This window comes from Amycolatopsis lexingtonensis, from assembly GCF_014873755.1.
Classification (GTDB): Bacteria; Actinomycetota; Actinomycetes; order Mycobacteriales; family Pseudonocardiaceae; genus Amycolatopsis; species Amycolatopsis lexingtonensis.
In genome coordinates this window covers 7,669,938-7,687,151 of sequence record NZ_JADBEG010000001.1, presented here as the reverse complement: position 1 = coordinate 7,687,151, position 17,214 = coordinate 7,669,938, and the positions used below count along the sequence as shown (strand labels likewise).

General features: G+C 70.5%; 18 protein-coding genes. 6 read left to right on the top strand and 12 right to left on the bottom strand.

From position 1 onward, the window contains the following. Positions 1 to 70: 70 nt before the first annotated feature. A complete protein-coding gene (locus H4696_RS35510) occupies positions 71 to 1,639 on the top strand; it encodes a GMC family oxidoreductase (RefSeq protein WP_086861395.1) in 1,569 nt (522 codons plus the stop codon). On the opposite strand, the gene H4696_RS35505 is transcribed toward H4696_RS35510, so the two are convergent. Beyond that, positions 1,636 to 3,132, bottom strand: coding sequence for an aldehyde dehydrogenase family protein (locus H4696_RS35505; protein WP_086861394.1), 1,497 nt, complete (start codon positions 3,130 to 3,132; stop codon positions 1,636 to 1,638). The two genes, H4696_RS35510 and H4696_RS35505, sit on opposite strands and share 4 nt — an antisense overlap. 33 nt (positions 3,133 to 3,165) lie before the next feature. Further along, entirely contained in the window at positions 3,166 to 4,305 is a 1,140-nt protein-coding gene (locus tag H4696_RS35500; protein ID WP_086861422.1) for an MFS transporter, read from the bottom strand. Between the two features lie 61 nt (positions 4,306 to 4,366). Here H4696_RS35500 and H4696_RS35495 point away from each other — a divergent pair, with 61 nt between their 5' ends. Continuing rightward, a complete protein-coding gene (locus H4696_RS35495) occupies positions 4,367 to 5,299 on the top strand; it encodes an ArsR/SmtB family transcription factor (protein WP_169735016.1) in 933 nt (310 codons plus the stop codon). A gap of 222 nt (positions 5,300 to 5,521) precedes the next feature. Here H4696_RS35495 and H4696_RS35490 read toward each other — a convergent pair whose 3' ends face one another. Further along, a complete protein-coding gene (locus H4696_RS35490) occupies positions 5,522 to 6,400 on the bottom strand; it encodes a hypothetical protein (RefSeq protein WP_086861392.1) in 879 nt (292 codons plus the stop codon). A 254-nt stretch (positions 6,401 to 6,654) separates the two neighbouring features. Between H4696_RS35490 and H4696_RS35485 the strand changes: the two genes are divergently transcribed. Continuing rightward, complete coding sequence (locus tag H4696_RS35485; protein WP_086861391.1) at positions 6,655 to 7,290, top strand: MBL fold metallo-hydrolase; 636 nt, start codon at positions 6,655 to 6,657, stop codon at positions 7,288 to 7,290. Between the two features lie 19 nt (positions 7,291 to 7,309). Here H4696_RS35485 and H4696_RS35480 read toward each other — a convergent pair whose 3' ends face one another. Next, positions 7,310 to 8,221 (bottom strand): SDR family NAD(P)-dependent oxidoreductase, encoded by a 912-nt coding sequence (locus tag H4696_RS35480; protein ID WP_192783107.1) that lies wholly within the window; start codon positions 8,219 to 8,221, stop codon positions 7,310 to 7,312. Positions 8,222 to 8,337: 116 nt separating this feature from the next. Here H4696_RS35480 and H4696_RS35475 point away from each other — a divergent pair, with 116 nt between their 5' ends. Beyond that, the gene (locus H4696_RS35475) at positions 8,338 to 8,988 is read left to right on the top strand and encodes a TetR/AcrR family transcriptional regulator (RefSeq protein WP_086856468.1); all 651 of its coding nucleotides are present in this window, start codon (positions 8,338 to 8,340) and stop codon (positions 8,986 to 8,988) included. A gap of 37 nt (positions 8,989 to 9,025) precedes the next feature. On the opposite strand, the gene H4696_RS35470 is transcribed toward H4696_RS35475, so the two are convergent. The 3 genes from H4696_RS35470 to H4696_RS35460 all read right to left on the bottom strand — a co-directional run bounded on the left by H4696_RS35470 (position 9,026) and on the right by H4696_RS35460 (position 11,176). Further along, positions 9,026 to 9,721, bottom strand: a complete 696-nt coding sequence (locus tag H4696_RS35470) for a DUF2334 domain-containing protein (protein ID WP_249026845.1) — start codon at positions 9,719 to 9,721, stop codon at positions 9,026 to 9,028. A gap of 74 nt (positions 9,722 to 9,795) precedes the next feature. After that, positions 9,796 to 10,260, bottom strand: coding sequence for an NADPH-dependent FMN reductase (locus H4696_RS35465; RefSeq protein ID WP_086856466.1), 465 nt, complete (start codon positions 10,258 to 10,260; stop codon positions 9,796 to 9,798). Next, the gene (locus H4696_RS35460; protein WP_086856465.1) at positions 10,181 to 11,176 is read right to left on the bottom strand and encodes a phosphoribosylaminoimidazolesuccinocarboxamide synthase; all 996 of its coding nucleotides are present in this window, start codon (positions 11,174 to 11,176) and stop codon (positions 10,181 to 10,183) included. Before H4696_RS35460 ends, H4696_RS35465 begins: the two co-directional genes overlap by 80 nt. A 47-nt stretch (positions 11,177 to 11,223) precedes the next feature. On the opposite strand from H4696_RS35460, the gene H4696_RS35455 reads away from it, so the two are divergent. Beyond that, positions 11,224 to 12,030: an SAM hydrolase/SAM-dependent halogenase family protein gene (locus H4696_RS35455; RefSeq protein ID WP_086856464.1), complete on the top strand. Its 807-nt coding sequence runs from the start codon at positions 11,224 to 11,226 to the stop codon at positions 12,028 to 12,030. Here the strand turns inward: H4696_RS35455 and H4696_RS35450 are convergent. Next, positions 11,913 to 12,794, bottom strand: coding sequence for an MOSC domain-containing protein (locus tag H4696_RS35450; RefSeq protein WP_192782705.1), 882 nt, complete (start codon positions 12,792 to 12,794; stop codon positions 11,913 to 11,915). The two genes, H4696_RS35455 and H4696_RS35450, sit on opposite strands and share 118 nt — an antisense overlap. Positions 12,795 to 12,944: 150 nt before the next feature. Here H4696_RS35450 and H4696_RS35445 point away from each other — a divergent pair, with 150 nt between their 5' ends. Then, complete coding sequence (locus tag H4696_RS35445) at positions 12,945 to 14,138, top strand: glycosyltransferase (RefSeq protein ID WP_249026844.1); 1,194 nt, start codon at positions 12,945 to 12,947, stop codon at positions 14,136 to 14,138. 10 nt (positions 14,139 to 14,148) lie between these two features. On the opposite strand, the gene H4696_RS35440 is transcribed toward H4696_RS35445, so the two are convergent. The 4 genes from H4696_RS35440 to H4696_RS35425 are packed head-to-tail and all read right to left on the bottom strand — an operon-like array spanning position 14,149 to position 17,214. After that, entirely contained in the window at positions 14,149 to 14,889 is a 741-nt protein-coding gene (locus H4696_RS35440; protein ID WP_169734816.1) for an amino acid ABC transporter ATP-binding protein, read from the bottom strand. Next, the gene (locus tag H4696_RS35435) at positions 14,886 to 15,653 is read right to left on the bottom strand and encodes an amino acid ABC transporter permease (protein ID WP_086856461.1); all 768 of its coding nucleotides are present in this window, start codon (positions 15,651 to 15,653) and stop codon (positions 14,886 to 14,888) included. The genes H4696_RS35440 and H4696_RS35435 overlap by 4 nt, the downstream gene beginning before the upstream one ends. Before the next feature lie 6 nt (positions 15,654 to 15,659). After that, positions 15,660 to 16,439 carry an ABC transporter substrate-binding protein gene (locus tag H4696_RS35430; protein ID WP_086856460.1) on the bottom strand — a complete coding sequence of 260 codons (780 nt, stop codon included), beginning with the start codon at positions 16,437 to 16,439 and terminating at the stop codon, positions 15,660 to 15,662. 7 nt (positions 16,440 to 16,446) lie between these two features. Further along, a complete protein-coding gene (locus tag H4696_RS35425; protein WP_086856459.1) occupies positions 16,447 to 17,214 on the bottom strand; it encodes an ABC transporter substrate-binding protein in 768 nt (255 codons plus the stop codon).

The window sequence follows — 17,214 nt, the reverse complement described above, 5'->3', positions numbered from 1 at the left end:
AACCTAGACTGGCCGAGGGCGCGGCGCTGCGCCATGATGAGTCGTTGACATCTCGCCAACAGGAGGCACCGTGGCCGTCCAGGAGTCCTTCGACTACGTCATCGTCGGCGCCGGCAGCGCGGGCTGCGTGCTCGCCAACCGGCTCACCGAGGACCCGTCGGCGCAGGTCCTGCTGCTCGAAGCGGGCGGCGAGGACACCGCGGACGAGATCCACATCCCCGCCGCGTTCCCCTCGCTGTTCAAGACCAAGTGGGACTGGAACTACGAGACCGTCGAGCAGAAGCACACCGGCAAGACGTCCTACTGGCCGCGCGGGAAGGTGCTCGGCGGCTGCTCGTCGATCAACGCGATGATCTACATCCGCGGCAACCGCGCCGACTACGACGGCTGGCGCGATTCCCACGGTGCCGAAGGCTGGGGCTGGGACGACGTCCTCCCGTACTTCAAGCGCGCCGAGGGCAACCAGCGGCTCGGCGGGCCGCTGCACGGCACCGACGGCCCGCTGCACGTCGAGGACCGGCGGTTCACCCACGAGCTGTCGCACGCCTGGGTCGACTCGGCCGTCGCGTGGGGCCTCAAGCGCACCGACGACTTCAACGGCGAGAGCCAGGAAGGCGCCGGCGTCTACCAGGTGACCTGCAAGAAGGGCCGCCGCTGGTCCACCGCGGACGCCTACCTGCGCCCGGCGCTCGAGCGGCCGAACCTCACCGTGAAGACGTCCTCGCCCGCGACCCGGATCGTCTTCGAAGGCACCCGCGCGGTCGGAGTGTCCTATTTGGACAACGGCGTCGAGCGCACCGCGCACGCGTCCACCGAGGTGATCCTGAGCGGCGGGGCGGTGAACTCGCCGCAACTGCTGATGGTCTCCGGTGTCGGCCCGGCCGAGCACCTGCGCGAGCACGGCATCGACGTCGTCGCCGCGCTGCCCGGCGTCGGCGAGAACCTGCACGACCACCCGGCCTGCGGGATCATCTGGTCCACGCGCGGCACCACCGACCTGGTCGACGCGGCCACGCCGCGCGGCCTCGTCCGCTACCAGCTGACCAAGCGCGGGCCGCTGGCGTCCAACATCGGCGAAGCGGGCGCGTTCTTCCCGACCGGCGACGGCCTGCCCGCGCCGGACATGCAGATCCACGTGGCGCCGACGTTGTTCTACGACAACGGGTTGCGCGAACCGACGGTCCCCGGCTTCACGTCGGCGGCGACGCTGGTGGACGTCGCGAGCCGCGGCCGGCTGCGGCTGAAGTCGGCGAACCCGTTGTGGAAGCCGGAAATCGACCCGGCGTACTACGCGGAGCCGAAGGACATGGAGACGATGATCGCCGGGCTGCGCGCGCTGATCGACATCGGGAAGTCGGGGCCGCTCAAGCGGTTCCTCGACCAGCCGTTCCTGCCGTCGCGGCACGATCTGAGCGATTCCGAGCTGGCCGACCACATCCGCGAGAACACGCAGACGCTCTACCACCCCGTCGGGACGTGCTCGATCGGGACGGTCGTCGATCCGCAGCTGCGGGTGAACGGCGTCGAGGGCCTGCGCGTGGTCGACGCGTCCGTGATGCCCGTGGTGCCGCGGGGCAACACGAACGCGCCGACCGTCATGGTCGCGGAGAAGGCCGCGGATCTGATCCGGGGCCGCTAGCGCTTGCCGTGCAGGATGGTCACCAGCTTGGCGACCAGCGCGTCCGTCGATTCCTTGCGGGTGAACGACGTCAGCGTCAGCGGGGCGGTGAACCGCTGACGCGCGATCGCCTTCGTGCGGGCGAACTCGCGCAGCCCCTCCGGGCCGTGGATGCGGCCGAAGCCCGAGTCGCCGACCCCGCCGAAAGGCAGGGAGGCGATGCCCGCGAACGACAGCGGCGCGTTGATCGCCGTCATGCCCGTGCGCAGCTTCTCGGCCAGCTCGACGCCTCGGGACTTCGAGAAGACCGTCGAGCCCAGGCCGTACTTCGTGCTGTTCGCCAACTCGACCGCTTCGTCCATGTCGCGGACCTTCGCGATCGTCACCGTCGGCCCGAAGGTCTCCTCCTTGACCGCCTCGGAGTCCTCCGGGACGTCGATCAGCACCGTGGGCTGCGCGTAGCGGTCGCCGACCGCGTCCTCGCCGCCGAGGACCGCCTTGCCGCCGCGGGCCAGCGCGTCCTGGATGTGGCGCTTGATCACGCCGAGCTGCGACGGCATCGTCACCGGGCCGTACTGCGCGGCCTCGTCCGAACCCGCGCGCACGTCCTTGGACTTCTCGACGACCTTCGCCACGAAGGCGTCGTGCACCTTCTCGTGGACGTACACGCGCTCGACGCCGATGCAGGTCTGGCCGGAGTTGGAGAACGCGCCCCAGACCGTGGCGTCGGCCGCCGCGTCGAGGTCGGCGTCCGCGTCGACGAGCACCGGGTCCTTGCCGCCCGCCTCGATGACGACCGGGGTGAGCGTCTCGGCGGCCGCGGCCATGATCCGCTTGCCGGTGGCGGTCGAGCCGGTGAACGCGATCTTGTCGACGCCGGCGCCGACCAGCGCCGCGCCGGTCTCGCCGAAGCCGGTGATCAGCTGCAGCACCGGCTTCTCCGGGACGATCTCGGCGAACGCGTCGACCAGCCACTTCCCGACGCCGGGGGTGTACTCGCTGGGCTTGAAGACGACGGCGTTGCCCGCCGCGAGCGCGTACGCGATGGAGCCGAGCGGGGTGAACACCGGGTAGTTCCACGGGCCGATCACGCCGACCACGCCGAGCGGCTGGTACTCGACGGTGGCGGCCTGGTTCGACATCAGCAGCCCGGCCGAGCGCTTCTGCTTGCCGAGGATCTTCTTCGCGTGCTTGCCCGCCCAGGCGATGTGCTCGATGGCCAGGACGCTCTCGAGTTGCGCGTCGGCGATCGGCTTGCCCGTCTCGTCGCGGACCACCTGGCACAGCTGCGGCAGCCGCCGCGTCAGCACGCCCTTCCAGCTCTTCAGCCGCTCCGCGCGCCCGGCGAAGCCGAGGCCTTCCCACCACTTCGCGGCGATGCGCGCCCGCTCGACGGCCGCCTTGACGTCTTCCGCCGAGTGGATCGGGTAGGTTCCGACCACCTCGTCGGTCGCCGGGCTGAGCGAGTCGAAGGTTTCGCCGACCGACGTCGGCTTCGGCTGGACGGCGGTCATCGGCGTCTCCCGTGGGTCGAGGTTCAGCCCAGGTTACGACGTTACTGACACTGTGCCAATAGCTCGCGCGGGCTTCACCACCAGCATTGCACCGGCGATCGCCGCGGCAAAGACACCGAAGAGCGGGGCGAGCCACAACGGCAGCACGCCGACCGCCAGCGAGCCCAGCCCGAAGCCGCACGCCTGCACGGTGAAGCTCAGGGAGAACCCCGCTGACCTGCGGTTCTTCGGCAGGAGACGCTGGAGGTTGACCGACGTCGCGGCGACCAGCGGCCCGGTGCACCCGCCGATGACCGCGATCGACGCGATCAGTCCCGGCCAGCCGAAATCCGCCGCGAGGGTGAGCCCGCCGGCCACGAACCCGGCGAGGAACAGCCGCGGGTCGCCGGTCTTGCCGCGCCACGCGTAGAGCGCGCTGCCCAGGATGCTCGCCCCGCTGAGCACGGCGATGACGACCGGCGCGGCGGTCTCCGGCGCGCCGAGGCGCAGCACCAGCGGCAGCGGCGCGACCTCGATCGTCGAGAGCAGCAGCCCGACGGTGAACGCGCAGCACAGCCACGGCAGGTAGGCGAGGAGCCGCGCGGGCGGGACGTCGGCGGCGGATTCCACCCGATCAGGGACACCCGCGCGGCGCGGGACGAGCGCGGCGGCGGCCACGCAGGCCACGGCCATGGCGGCCACCGGGACGACCGGGCCAGCCAGGTCGAGCAGCGCGACCAGCGCCGGGCCGCCGATCAGCACGCCTTCGAGGAGCATCGCGTCGACGGAGATCGCGCGGGGCAGCAGCTCGTCGTCCACCGTGTCGGCCAGGAGCGTCCGGAAGCCGCCGGACAGGGCGCCGGCCGAGATCCCGGGCAGCAGGACCAGCGCGAGCAGCACCGGGGCCGGCGCTTTCGCGGCCGCGGCCAGCACGCCGAACCCCGCGGCGGTGAAGAGCAGAAGCGCCGTCAGGCCGCGGGACGGCCCGACGCGGTCGAGCAGCCGCCCGACCGGCACGGCACCGGCCATCTCGGCGACGACGAAGACCGACATGAGCACGCCACCCAGCCGGTACGACCCGGTCGTGGCCGTCGTGAGCAGGGTGAAAGCGAGCGGCGCCATGGTCGCCGGGAGCCGGGCGAACTGCACGCCCGCCGACCAGCGCCAGTAGGCGCGATGGGTGAACAACGACATGCCGACACCCTCTCCGGCGGCGTTCGTGCGGCACACTCATTCGGGTGAGAGCGAATCGGCGATGATCGAACTGGTTCTGACCGCGGCCGGCAGCCAGCGCGTCCGGTTCGCGATTTCGCCGCTGGAAGAGGTGCTCGGCGCCGTCCAGACGCTGCTCGGCGTCCGCGCGCACCCGGCGCACCCGCCGTGGCTGTCCGACCTTCCCGACGTGCCCGAGCTGGCTGCGGTGCTGAGCGCGCGGCACTACATCACCGAGTTCCTGAGCCCGCCGCCCGGCGGCCCGGAGACGACGGCTTCGGCCCAACTGCGGGCCGTGCGGGCGACACCGCCGTCCCAGGTGGCACTCGAGCTGGGGATGGTCGACGCGGACCTGTCGCTGCTGCCCGACGACCCGGCGACCGCGCGCGACCTGCTCGCCGACCAGCTCGAGATCGTGTGGCACGCGCTGCTCGAGCCGGAGTGGCCCCGCCTGCGCGAACTGCTGGCGGCGGACATCGCGTTCCGGACGCGGCAGCTGGGTTCGGGCGGCATCGCGGCGATGTTTTCGGAGCTGCATCCGCGCATCCGGCTTTCGGGAACGTCGGTGCTGGTCGACGTCCGGTCCCGAGAGCGGCTGGAGATCGATTCGCGCGGGCTGTTGCTGATCCCGGCGGTGTTCGCGTGGCCGAACGTCGGGGTGGTGACGGTGCCGCCGTGGCAGATTTCCGTGCTGTATCCCGCTCGCGGGGTCGCTTCGCTGTGGACGTCCACGGCGGCGTTGCCGGAAGCGTTGTCGGAGGTACTGGGCCGGACCCGGGCGATGTTGCTGGCGACGCTGGACCGCCCGGCGGCGACCACCGAGCTGGCCGGGCGGCACGGGCTGGCGCCGGCGACGGTTTCGGCGCACTTGACGGCGTTGCGGGGTGCGGGGCTGCTGGCTTCGGAGCGGCGGGGGCACCGGGTGCTGTACCGGCGGACGGAACTCGGGGACGCCTTGCTGGCCGGGAAGCTGTGAGCAACACTTCGACCCATTCTCGATGGGATGACCAGCGAATCGTGCTTTCATTTGTGCGATAGACGAGCGTGGCGCTACAGTCGCGGGTCTTCGGCCGGAACAGGTGGCCGGGGGCTCCCGTAATGCCTAGTCGAGGACGGTAATGATTCACCAAGGTGGCGAAGGCGGAGACACGTAGGTCCCGCCTGCAACAGCAGCAAGAGGCCCCGTCACCCCGACGGGCTACCTCGCCTTCTTCAGGTCGAGGCGCATCCCGACCCGAAGCCGTGGCGGGATGTTCCTCACCACCAAACACACCTCGGTCGGCCCGACACCGTTGCGCCGGACCGCCAGCGAGTAGTCGTGCCGGCCCTTCACCAGCCCGATCGTGTCACAAGCGACATCACTGCCCTCCGGCAACTGGACAGCGTATTCCAGGTAATCGGTGACACACGCGAACGTCAAGGCGAATTCATCCGGCTGCCGTTCCCGCATCAACGGAGCACACTTTCCGGGCCATTCTTTTTCGATCACCATGACGATCTCGTCGCCACGTCTCGCCGGACTGCCGAAATGGGCGATGACTTCCAACCTGTCGTCATTCAGCCACGTGGATGTCGCATCCCTTCGCGTACCGCCGATGCCGTCGACTTCGAGTGATTTGACCGCCACCTTCACCTTGCGGCGCGCTTTCTCGGATTGATGCCAGCCCGCGCCCGTGCGGATGGCGAAGAAGTCGAGCAGGTCGCATTCGACGATCGCCTTCACGGTGATCACTTCGCTCGCGTCGCCGTTGGCCCGCACCGCGGCGGACTCCACCCAGCTGGCGATCCGCCACGAGTGACCGTGCCGTTCCTTGAGGACGTTGCAGTAGTACTGGAGCAGCCGCCGGTCGAGTTCCGTTCGTGACCGCCATTCGACCCGGTTCGCGATCAGCAGGATGTACAAGCCGATCACGCCGAGGAGAACGGCGACGATTGCGCCCGCCTTTATCGCGGTATTCCCGAGCAATGCGCTGAGCAGCCCGCCGAAGGCCAGGATACCCAGCACGCCTTCCACCAGCCCCACAATGCCGGTGTAGACCACGTAGTCCCGGAGCCAGCCGAGGAAGCTCTTGAGCATCTGGACGCCCACTCCCCCCGCGCCGAGTGCCGGACGCTACAGAATAAGCCACCGGGCCACAATTGGCCGAAGTTGCTCCGTTCGGGGTGGACAGATCAAGGACATTCCCGGAAATGGAAACCGAGCGTCACCGCTGACGAGGATTTCGGCCCGGCCCGCCGGCGCCGGACCGACGGTCGGCCACCGAGCGTGTTGGCGACGTGGCGACAACCCGGACTAGGCTGGAATCGTCCACGTGTGAAGGAGAACCATCGATGCGTATCGTCCATTTCGGACACGCCTGCCTGCTCCTGGAGACCGGCTCCGAGCGGATCCTGATCGACCCCGGGGCGTTCTCCACCGGGTTCGAGGGCGAGCGGGAGCTGTCCGCCGTGCTGGTGACGCACCAGCACTTCGACCACCTCGACGTCGAGAAGCTGCCGAAGGTCCTGGAAGCCAACCCCGAGGCGAAGCTGATCGTCGATCCCGGGTCCGCCGAAGCCGTCCAGAAGCTGGGGGTTCAGTTCGACGTCGCCAACGTCGGGGACGCCTTCGCGATCGGGGACACGTCCGTCAAGGCCGTCGGCGGGGAGCACGCCGTGATCCACTCCGACATTCCCGTCATCCCGAACATCGGGTACGTCTTCGACGACGGCGCCTTCTTCCACCCCGGTGACTCGTTCTTCGTGCCGGAGCAGAAGATCGACGTGCTGGGGCTGCCGACCGGGGCACCGTGGCTGAAGGCCGGGGAAGCGGTCGACTACCTGCGGGCCGTCGCGCCGCGGGTGGCCGTGCCCATTCACGAGGCCGTGCTGGCCAACCCCGCCATGCACTACGGCCTGTTCGGGAACCTCGCGCCCGAAGGGACCGAGGTCAAGGTGCTCGAGCGGGCCGAACTCACGAAGCTCTAAGCCGCGCGCGGCGTGCCGGTCACGACACCGGTACGCCGCACAACTCGGCCGCGCCACGCCACAGCTCCTCCTCCCGCTCCTCGTCGTACGACTCCGCCGAAGACGGCACGACCCGGCCGCGGTCGAGGTATGCCCCGGACTCGCCCGGCCGAACCGCCGTCATGGTCGCCGCCAGCTTGGCCCCGGCCGTCTGCGGGCTCGACGCGATAGGCGTCGCCCACAACAGCGGAAGCAACCACCGGAAACCGAAGCGCTGGATCGCGCCGGCGTCACGGACGAGACCCGTACCGGGGACCAGCCCCGGGGTGTAGGCGTAGACGTCGGCCTCGGGGATCCGCCTCGCGAACGCGTGCACCAGGTACTGCACGCCGAGCTTGCTCGTCGAATAGGCCCGGCGCCCCGCGGTCACGCTTTCAGCTTCGGGGCCGGTGCCCGGCCGGGCGAGATTTCGGGTGTCCGTCCAGCGGGGCGCCGGAACGAGACCCAGGTTGTGCCGGAAGTCGCCGAAGTGCGACTCACTGCCGGTGATCACCACGCGCGCGCCCGCTTCGAACCGGTCGGCGAGCAAGCGGAGCAGCAGGTAGTTCGCCAGGACATTGATCCCGAACGTGGCTTCGAAGCCGTCCGCCGTCGCCTTCGCGGCCGACGCCATCTGGACACCCGCGTTGCCCAGGAAGCCCGCCAGCGGCGGGATTTCCCGCTCGTCCAGCATCGCCCGCACGGCTTCCGCCGCCGCGCGCACCTCCGCCAGGGAGCCGAGGTCGCACGACACCGGCCGGACGTTCGCGTTCCCCGTGCGCTCGGCCAGCTCACGCGCGAGCCGACGCCCGGCCTCCTCCCCGCGCACGACGACGAGCAGCAACTGGTCCGGCCGGTCCCGCAGCAGCCGTTCGGCCGCGACCCGGCCGATGCCCCGGCTCGCACCGGTCATGAGCAGCGTCTTCGTCGCTTCGGTCATCCCATCCCCCGTCACTCGATCAGGTACTCGATTCGAACTGGTACTCGGTACCGTAGCGCACTCGATACCGAATCCGCTACCGTGGAGCCATGAATCAACGCCCCTCGCTGCGGGAGCGGAAGCAGAAACAGGCTCGCGAGCAGATCGTGGAGGCCGCCTTCGAACTATTCGCGGAGCGCGGCTTCGCCGAGGTCACGGTCACGGACATCGCGGAGCGCGCGGAAGTGGGGCGCACGACGTTCTTCCGGTATTTCGGCGACAAGCAGGAGGTGGTGTTTTCGGACGAGCAACAGCTGCTGGACCACTTGGCGGAGCGCCAGCGGGCCTTACCCGGCGGGGCACCGCAAAGCCTGCCGGCAGCACTGGAGCAGATCCGCGCCCTGGTGCTGGAAGTGTGCACGGAAGCCACGACGGACGCCGAGCGCTACGAGATGCACCAGCGCCTGGTGGAGCAGAACACGGAGCTCAAGGACCGCAGCGCGCGGAAGCTGCAACGGTTCGCCGAGCTGGGCGAAGCGATCCTGCTGGAGCGCGGCACACCCCGCGAGGTCGCGGTACTGGCGGCGCAGATCGCCGTGGCCTGCTACCAGGCGGGCAACCGGCTGGCCGGCGCGGACGCACCCGCACTCGCCCCAGCGGTCGACGTGGCCTTCGGTCAGCTCGACGCGCTGCTCGACCCGAACCCGGTGCATGGATTCCGGGGCGAGCTCCGTCCCCCGTCGAGGGGCGGCGGTGTTTGACAACTCCAGAGCGAGAAGCGATGCCCCACGGGGTCGTTCAGGCCGCCACCGCGCGCAGCGAGCCGTACGTCGCTCCGAACGCGCGGTTCTCCAGCGCGACGTCGACGGCGTCCAGCAAGGCCTGGCGGAGGCCGGGGCGGGTGAGGTCCGTGGCTTCCACCCCCAGCCGGACCAGCCCGCCCCGGCGGGCCGCGCGAGCCGCCGCCAGTACCAGCGCGAAGCAGCGGACTGTCTCCGTGCGGTGCGACTGGCTCGTGAACGCCTGGACTCGAGCGCGGCGTACCTCGCCGGTGACGAGGTCCCGGACCGCGCCGAGGTCGGCGCACAGCCGGAAGCCGTGCTCGGCGAGCGCCTGCAGCGTGCCCTGTGACGCGATCCAGCGCGGCGGGGCGAAGCCGTCGACGTCGAGGCCGGCGGTGTCGAGCAGCGCCTTCGCCGCGATCAGCCGGAGCCGGGCCTCGTGCGCCGGCAGCGTCGCGAACTCCGCCTTCTTGCCCAGGTACACCGTGCGGTGGGTGGGCGTGACGGTGTGGTCGTAGCCGTGGAGCAGCACGGAGTCACCGCTGCGGGCGCGGGCGCGCACCCACTCCGTCACCGGGCCTTCGCCGGTGCGGGCGGCGTACAGCAGGGACAACGGCACCTTGCGGCGGTCGAGTTCGGCCGCGAGGTCGGCGCACCGGTGCAGCGTGCGCGGGGTGATTCCCGACAGCGAAACCAGCAAGCGAGCGTCCACGCCACCATTGGGACGCACGCGTCTGAAACTCCCGTGAACTGCGCAGAACGGGCGGGCGTCCGTTGCCGGAAGGGTCAGACGCCTTCACGCAGCAGCCGCACGGCCATCGCGATCCGCCCGCGCAGGTCGGGATCGGCGACCTGGCCGTCGGCTACGTCGGCGCGCGAGACCGGGATCCGGGCGCAGGCCTCGTCGACGATCTTCGCGCCCGCGTACGTCAGGACCTTGCGCAGCGAGTCGTGCGCGTCCCGGCCGCCGGTCGGCGCCGCGATCGAGGACGCGTTGATCCACGCCACCGGCTTGCCGTAGATCTCGCCGCCGCCGACCGTCCAGTCCAGGAGGTTCTTGAACGAGCCCGGCAGCCCGCCCGCGTACTCCGGGGTGCAGATCAGGATCGCGTCGGCGTCCTTGATCGCGGCCCGGAGCGAGGCGACCGCCGGGTGCAGCGGGTCGCGGTCGTCATCGGGGTTGAAGTGCGGCAGGTCGCCGAGGCCGGTGTACGTCTGGCTCGCGGTGAGCGTCGCGACGGTCCCCAGCACCGCCGCATTGCCCGAGCCTGCTCGCAGGCTGCCGCAGATCAGCAGGATCACGCGGCCAGTCTGCCAGGGAAAGCCCGGTGATGCGGTGGTACGCCTCGATGTACCGGTCGCGCGTGGCGGTCACCACCGCGGGCGGCAACGGCGGCAGGGCGGACCCGCAGTCCCAGCCCGAGGACGGCCCGACCAGCCAATCGCGCACGTGCTGCTTGTCGAACGACGGCCGCGGGCGGCCGGGCCGGTGGTCGCCGGCGAGCCAGTAGCGCGCCGAATCCGGGGTCAGCAGCTCGTCCGCGAGCACCAGCCCGCCGTTGGCCCCGATGCCGAACTCGAACTTCGTGTCCGCGAGCAGCAGGCCCTGCTCAGCGGCCCGGGCGGCGCCCCGGCGGTACAGCTCCAGCGACGCCTCGCGGACCTCCTCGGCGTGCGCGCGGCCGAGGATCGCCGCGAACGTGGCGAAGTCGATGTTCTCGTCCGGTTCGCCGGGCCGCGCCTTGGTGGACGGCGTGAAGATCGGCTCCGGCAGCCGGGCGCACTCGGGCAGCCCGGCCGGCAGCCCGAGCCCGCAGACCTCGCCGGACCGGCGGTAGTCCGCGTACCCGCGCCCGGTCAGGTACCCGCGGACGACCGCCTCCACCGGCAGCATGTCGAGCCGCTCGACCAGCAGGCCCCGGCCGCGGAAGGACGCCGGGACCAGCGGCCCGTCCGTGGCCACCAGGTGGTTCGGCAGGACGTCGGCGAGCTCGCGGAACCAGAACGCGCTCATCGCGGTGAGCACCCGGCCCTTGTCCGGGACGGGGGTGGGGAACACGCGCTCGAAGGCCGAAATGCGGTCGGACGCGACGACCAGCAGGTGGTCGTCGCCCACGGCGTAGAGGTCGCGGACCTTGCCGGTGGCGACGATGGGGAGGGGTGTCACGGAATGAACCCTAACGGGCACCCTCCGCCACCATGGATGATGCTGGCATGGCGTACGACTGGATCTCGGTGACCACCGACTACGGCCTGCGCGACGGCTTCGTGGCGGCCTGCCACGGCGTGATCGCCCGGCTCGCGCCCGCCGTGCGGGTGATCGACGTGACGCACGAAGTACCGCCCCAGGACATCCGGCACGGGGCCATGGCGCTGGCCCAGACGGCACCGTTCCTGCCGGCGTCGGTGCACGTCGCCGTCGTCGACCCGGGGGTGGGCACCGCCCGGCTCGGCGTGGTCGTGGTCGCCGAAGACGGACTGCTGGTCGGGCCGGACAACGGCCTCCTGCTGCCGGCCGCGCAGGCGCTGGGCGGGGTCCGGGCGGCGTACGAACTGGCCGAGCCGTCGCTGCGGCTGCCGGTCACGTCGGCGACGTTCCACGGGCGGGACGTCTTCGCCCCCGCCGCCGCGCACCTCGCGCTGGGTGTCGCGCCTTCGGCGTTCGGCGACCCGGTCACCGACCTGGTCTCGATGCCGGAACCGTTCGTCGCGGCCTTCCCCGGAAAGCTGGTGTCGGAGGTGCTGACGGTCGACCACTTCGGCAACGTCCAGCTCGCCGCGACGCCGGCCGACCTCGAGCTGTCCGGGCTGACCGGCGCGGTTTCCGTGCACAGCGAGCGGGTCGCGGTCACGACGGTGCTCGGGCGGACGTTCGCGGACGTCCCCGCCGGCGCGAGCGTCCTCTACACCGACTCGGCCGGGCGGCTCGCGGTCGCCGTCAACGGCGGTTCGGCGGCCGCGGTGCTGGGGCTCGGGCCGGCCCAGGAGTGCACGATCACCTCGTCGCCCACCGCCAGCTGACCCGGGCGCAGCACCGCGGCCTTCATCCCGAACACCACGCCGCCGTCGGCGTGGCGGCGGTAGGTCGCCAGCGTGCGGATCGGCTCCGGGCCGGCCTTCTCGCCGGTCTCCTGGTCGACCATCGGCACCGTGCAGCGCACGCACTGCTTGGCGTAGCCGAACTCCGCGGTACCCGCCGCCATCGTGCGGACTTCGTCTTCGGTGTGCGGCTCGAGCCAGCCGGAGACGACGACGTTGGGGCGGAAGCGGTCCATCGGCACGGGTTCGCCGCCGCGTTCGAGGATGCGGGCGTTCAGTCCGTCCAAAGAGGACTCGGACGCGACGAGCAGCGCGTGGCCGTCGGCGAACGCGGCCGTGCCCGGGGTTTCGCCGCCGGTGACGCGCTCGTGGTCCGGTGCGACCCCGATCAGCACCGACGGCAGGCCGAGCAGGTCCGAGAACCATTCGGCCGCGGCTTGCCCCTGGTGGACGCCTTCGCCCTGCCAGGAGAACGTCGAGCCCGGGTGCCGGGGGCCGTCGCGGCGGATGTCGAGCTCGAGGTCGCCGTGGCCCGGCGCGGACAGCGCGAGCCGGTCGCCGAGCACCCGCGGCCTGACCGACGCCAGCACCGGGTACCGGCGCTGGCTGCGGAAATCGCCGTCCGGCGCGACGACCTGGAAGACCCGGTCGTGCGCCAGCCCGGCCGGCCCCACCTCCGCGGACGGCACCGAAGTGCCGGCACACCCCTTGACCGGGTAGTACGTCAGCCGCGCGATCCTCGCCATGCCCGCAGGCTACCCGGGGCCCGCCCGGGCGACGGACCGCATTTCCGGAGACGCCCGGCCGCGGTGGCCGGTGCCACGCTCTTGTCGCGCGAGTCAGGAGAGGATCGGTCGGTCACCATGCCTTCGGACCAAGCTCGCCCACGGATCTCCGTGGTCATCCCCACGTACAACCGCTGCGAGATGCTGCGGACCACCCTCGACCACCTGACTCGGCAGCAGCTGCCGCCCGGTGAGTTCGAGGTGATCGTCGCGGACGACGGGTCGTCCGACGCGACGAAGGAGGTGGTCGAGTCCTTCGCGGATCGGCTGCGGGTGAAGTACCACTTCCAGGAGGACCTCGGGTTCCGGGCGGGCACCGCGCGCAACGCCGGCGCGGCGCTGGCCACCGCATCCATCCTGTTCTTCCTGGACACCGGGCCGCTGTTCGGCACCGACCTCCTGCTCCGCCACCTCGCCGCGCACAGCGACGAAAGCGAACGCCGGGCGGTCATCGGGTACGCGCACGGGTACAGCCCGGAGAAGGACACGTCCTGGGTCACCGAAGCCGTCGAGCGGCTGGGGCCGGAAGAGACCGTCGCGCGCTACGCCGACGACCCGGATTTCCGGGACGTCCGGCACGAGCAGCTGATGGACGTCAAGGCCGGCACCGATCTCCTGCCGTGGCGGCTGTTCTGGACCATCAACTGTTCGTTGCGCCTGGACGACTTCCGGGCGGTCGGCGGCTTCGACGAGCGGTTCCACGGCTGGGGCGGGGAGGACACGGAACTCGGGTTCCGGCTGTCCCGCCACGGCGTGCGGTTCGAGGTCGCCGAGGACGCCTGGGTGGTCGACCTGCCCCACGAACGGGAGCAGTTCGACCTGTGGGAGCAGTTCGCCCAGAACATGCTCCACTTCCTGGCCCAGCACCGGGAGCCGGTCGTCGAGATCGGCTGGGCGCTGGCCGTCCAGCACCTCTTCATCAGCTACGAAGAGGACTACCGCGCCCTGGTGGAGTGGCAGGAGCAGGCCCGCGACACGGACGTGGCGGCCGAGCTGGCCGAGGCGGTGCGGGGCCTTCCCCCGGGCGCGAAGATCGCCGTTCTCGGCGCCGGCGGGGAGATCCCGGCCACCGTGCCACCCGCGATCCTGCTGGACTTCGACGCCGCGCTGCTGGCGAAGGCGACCGCGTCGGGCCGGCACACCGGGCACCACACCATGGGCCTGCGCACGCCGATGCCCGACCAGTCCGTCGACGCGGTGATCGTCACGTCGCGGATGGCCGGGCTGTGGGACCGGTGGCGGAACGAACTGCTCGCCGAAGCCCGCCGCGTCGGCCGCGAGGTGCGCGTACCGGCCGGTTTCTGAGCGCGGGCGCTCAGAGCACCTGGGACAGGAACCGCTGCAGGCGCGGGCTCTGCGGCTCGTCGAACAGGCGGGCCGGCGGGCCCTGCTCGACGATCTTGCCCGCGTCCATGAACGCCACCTCGTCGGCCACGCTCCTGGCGAACCCCATCTCGTGCGTGACCACGATCAGCGTCAAGCCCCGCGAAGCCAGCCCGGCCATCAGGTTCAGCACGCCCTTGACCAGCTCGGGGTCGAGCGCGCTGGTGGCCTCGTCGAAGAGCATCACCTCGGGGTCCATGGCCAGCGCCCGCGCGATCGCGACGCGCTGCTGCTGACCGCCCGAAAGCGCGCTCGGGCGGTACGGCGCCTTGTCCGCGAGGCCGACGTCGGCGAGGCGGGCGCGGGCGATCTCCGCCGCTTCCTCCTTGCCGATCTTCTTCACGCTGCGCAAGGGCAGCACGATGTTGTCCAGCACGCTCCGGTGGCCGAAGAGGTTGAAGTGCTGGAACACCATGCCGACGCGCTGGCGCAGCGCGTCCGGGTCGGACCTGATCACGGACTCGCCGTCGAGCAGCAGATCCCCGGAGCCGGGCTCCTGCAGGCGGTTCACGCACCGCAGGAGCGTCGACTTACCGGAGCCGGACGGCCCGATGACGCAGGTCGTCTTGCCGCTCTCGACCTTGAGGTCCACGCCGCGCAGGACCTCCAGGGTGCCGAAACTGACGTGGATGTCGCGAAGCTCCACACTGGACGAACGCACCGCCGTCGTCACCACGTGCTCACCCTCCCGCCGGGACCGATCTCCACCGGGTCACTGTCGTCCGGCTCGTCCACGCGCACCTTGCGCCCGGTCCGGAGTTTCTTGTCGATGTAGTTGACCAGGTGCGTCAGCGGCACGGTGATCACCAGGAAGAACACCCCGGCCGCGACCAGCGGCGAGAGGTTCCCGGTGTTGGCCGCGAGATCCTGGCCGATCCGGAACAGCTCGCGCTGGCCGGACAGCAGCCCGAGCACGTAGACGAGGCTGGAGTCCTTGACCAGCGCGATGAACTGGTTCACCAGCGCGGGCAGCACGCGCCGGACGCCCTGCGGGATGATCACCAGCAGCATCGACTTGGCGTAGCTCATCCCGAGCGCCCGGCTGGCCTCCATCTGGCCCTTGTCCACGCTCTGGATGCCGGACCGGAAGATCTCGCCGATGTAGGCGGCGGCGATCAGCGACAGCGCCAGGATGCCCATCGGGTACGGGTTCGTGCCGACGACGTCCCGCGCGAGCGTGCCGAGCCCCTGGCCGATCAGCAGGATCGTCAGGATGGCCGGCAGCCCGCGGAAGACGTCGGTGTAGATCCGCGCCGGCCAGCGCAGCCACCACTTGGTCGAGAGGCCCATCACCGCCAGCACCATGCCGAGCACAGTGCCGATCAGCGCGGACGTCACCGCGAGGATCAGCGTGTTCAGCAGGCCCGTCTTCGCGAGGTCCGGCAGGACCTGCGAAATGTAGTCCCAGTCGAGAAAGGTGTTGATGAAATCGTCCATTGTGGACTACTGCCCCGCCTTGAACTCCGCGGGCACGGGCGCGGTCGGCTCGAACTGGTCGTGCACCTTGACCCAGGTGCCGTCCGCGATGACCTTCTTGAGGCCGTCGTTGATCTTGCCGATCAGGTCGTTGTTGCCCTTCTTGAAGGCGAACCCGTGCGGGATGGTCGTGGTGATCGCCTTGGTCACCTTGAGCTTCGCGTCGGCGTTGTTCTTCGCGTAGTCCTCGGCGGTGGCCTGGTCGAACACCGCGCCGTCGATCGCGCCGGTCTTGAGCGCGTTGAGGGCGGCCGCGTCGTTCGGGAAGCGGACGGCCTGCGCGGTCGGCGCGTTCGAGCCGAGCCACGTGTCCGAGACCGTGCCCTGAACGACGCCGATCCGCTTGCCCGCCAACGAGTTCTCGTCGGTGATGCCGGCGGTCTCCTTCGCCTCGATGCCGAGGGACTGGTAGTTGTACGGCGCGGAGAAGTCGACGGTCTTCTTGCGGGCCTCGGTCTGGGAGATCGCCGAGCTGCCGATGTCGAACGTGCCGTTCGCGACCTGGCCGAGCAGCGCCGAGAACTCCGTCGCGGCGAACTCCAGCTTCAGGCCTTCCTTGGCTGCGATGGCCTTCAGCAGCTCGTTGTCGAAGCCGGTGTAGTTGCCGTTCTCCTGGTAGGCGTTCGGCTTCGAGTCGCTCAGCGTGCCGACCCGCAGGGTCTTGCCGTCGCCGCCGTCCGAGCCGCCGCACGCCGTGAGCGCCGCCAGCAAGGTCGCGGTGAGCGCCGTGACCAGTGTCTTCTTCATGCTTCTCCTAACCCTGGAACCCGGCCGGCACCGGAGCGGTCGGCAGGAACTGCTGGTGCAGCTTAAGCCAGGTCCCGTCGGAGATCACCTGCTTGAGCCCGTCGTCGACCTTCTTGAGCAGCTCGGCGTTGCCCTTCTTCACGGCGAAACCGTGCGGCACGTCGGTGACGAAGCTCTTCACGACGACCAGCTTGGCGTCCGGGTTGTCGGTGACGTTCTTCTCGGCGATGCTCTGGTCGAGGATGTACGCGTCGACGGCACCGGTCTTCAGCGCGGTCAGCGCGGCGGCGTAGTCGGGGAAGCGCACGGCCTGCGCGGCGGGCACCGTGCTGGTCAGCCAGTGGTCGCCGACGGTCGCCTGGATGACGGCGACGCGCTTGCCCGCCAAGCCCTTCTCGTCGGTCACCGGGGTGCCCTGCTTGGCCTGGATGCTCATCGTTTCGAAGTCGTAGGCCGCGGAGAAGTCGACCGTCTTCTTGCGCTCGTCGGTCTGCGCGATCGCCGAGCTGGCGATGTCGAAGCGGCCGGAGGCGACCTGTCCGAGCAGCGCGGAGAAGTCGGTCGCGGCGAACTCCAGCTTCAGGTTCTGCTTGGCCGCGATGGCCTTGAGCAGCTCGTTGTCGAAGCCGGTGTAGTTGCCGTCCTTCAAGTAGATGTTGGGCGGCGCGTCGCTCAGCGTCCCCACGCGCAGCGTCGAGGAAGCGCTCTCGGCACCCCCGCCGCACGCGGTGAGCGTGAGGGCGGCGGCCAGCACGGTGACGATCAGCTTCTTCAT